General features: G+C 61.2%; 3 protein-coding genes. All 3 read left to right on the top strand.

Annotated elements, in window-relative coordinates:
* A partial coding sequence (locus tag AC2FLA_RS22385; RefSeq protein ID WP_496725438.1) for a formate--tetrahydrofolate ligase occupies positions 1-654 on the top strand: 654 nt, incomplete at its 5' end.
* Positions 655-711: 57 nt separating this feature from the next.
* The gene (locus AC2FLA_RS22390; protein ID WP_113790748.1) at positions 712-1,017 is read left to right on the top strand and encodes a chorismate mutase; all 306 of its coding nucleotides are present in this window, start codon (positions 712-714) and stop codon (positions 1,015-1,017) included.
* A gap of 52 nt (positions 1,018-1,069) precedes the next feature.
* A partial coding sequence (locus AC2FLA_RS22395) for a tetrahydrofolate dehydrogenase/cyclohydrolase catalytic domain-containing protein (protein WP_496725440.1) occupies positions 1,070-1,686 on the top strand: 617 nt, incomplete at its 3' end.

Raw genomic sequence — 1,686 nt, forward strand, 5'->3', positions numbered from 1 at the left:
GTTGCCAAGGCCGATCTGGGTGCGGAAAATGTCGACGCAGTCAACTCGGGCTGTGCCAACCTGGGCCGTCACATCGAGAACGTGAAATCCTTTGGCGTGCCGGTTGTGGTTGCCATCAACCACTTCGTCACCGACACCGATGCCGAAGTGCAGGCGGTCAGCGACTATTGCGCCGAGCATGGGGTTGAGGCGGTTCTGTCGCGTCACTGGGAGCTGGGCTCGGAAGGCTCTGCGCCGCTGGCCGAGAAGGTTGTCGAGATCGTCGAAGGCGGCAGTGCCAACTTCGCACCGATCTATCCCGATGACATGCCGCTGTTCGAGAAGATTGAAACCATCGCCAAGCGCATCTACCGCGCCGACGAGGTTCTGGCCGACAACAAGATCCGCAACCAGCTGCGTGAGTGGGAAGAGGCCGGATACGGCAATCTGCCGGTCTGCATGGCCAAGACGCAGTATTCGTTCTCGACCGATCCCACTTTGCGCGGCGCGCCCACCGGCCATTCGGTTCCGGTGCGTGAGGTGCGCCTGAGCGCGGGGGCCGGCTTCATCGTGGTTGTCTGCGGTGAGATCATGACCATGCCCGGTCTGCCACGCAAACCAGCTGCGGAAACCATCTGCCTCAATGACGCAGGTGAGATCGAGGGCTTGTTCTAAGCCGCCGAATAGGACATCTCGTGGTCCGGGGTTTTCCCGGGCCATGAGGAGATCGCGATGCCCACTCTGACACCGCCGCAAGACTGTGCAACGATGCAGGATCTGCGGGTTCAGATCGACAAGCTGGACCGCCAACTGATCGAAATGTTGGTGGCGCGCGCAGGCTACATTGACCGCGCGTCCGAGCTGAAGCCGGGCGAGGGCCTGCCTGCCCGTATCCCGGACCGTGTCGAAGACGTGGTGCACCGCGTGCGCACAAGCTCGGCCGAGTTGGGAATGGATCCGGATTTGGCCGAAAGACTGTGGCGCATGCTGATTGACTGGTCGATTGCACGTGAGGAACGTGTTCTCGGCCCGGACTGAATGACCGGGCGCTTCACGCGCCCAATCCGTTTTTGAAAGAAGGGATCAAAGGATGGTAGCCCAGGTTATCGACGGCAAGGCCTTTGCGGCCAAAGTGCGCGCGCAAGTGGCCGATCAGGTTGCAAAGCTGAAAGAGGAAAACGGCATCACCCCCGGCCTGGCCGTGGTTCTGGTCGGCGAAGACCCGGCCAGTCAGGTCTATGTCCGCTCCAAGGGCAAGATGACCGTCGAGGTCGGCATGAACTCGTACGAGCACAAGCTGGATGTCGATACCTCGGAAGAGGACCTGCTGGCGCTGGTCGACACGCTGAACAACGATCCGGCTGTGCATGGCATTCTGGTTCAATTGCCGCTGCCCAAGCATCTGAACGAAGATCTGGTGATCAATTCGATTGACCCGGCCAAGGATGTGGACGGGTTCCATATCTCCAACGTGGGCCTCTTGGGCACCGGTCAGAAATCGATGGTGCCCTGCACCCCGCTGGGCTGTCTGATGATGCTGCGTGACCACCATGGCTCATTGTCGGGCATGGATGCGGTTGTGATCGGACGCTCGAACATCGTGGGCAAGCCGATGGCGCAGCTGCTGCTGGGCGACAGCTGCACCGTGACCATCGCGCACAGCCGCACCAAGGATCTGCCCGACGTGGTGCGCCGCGCCGATATCGT

The organism is Ruegeria sp. CDSA033, from assembly GCF_059612305.1.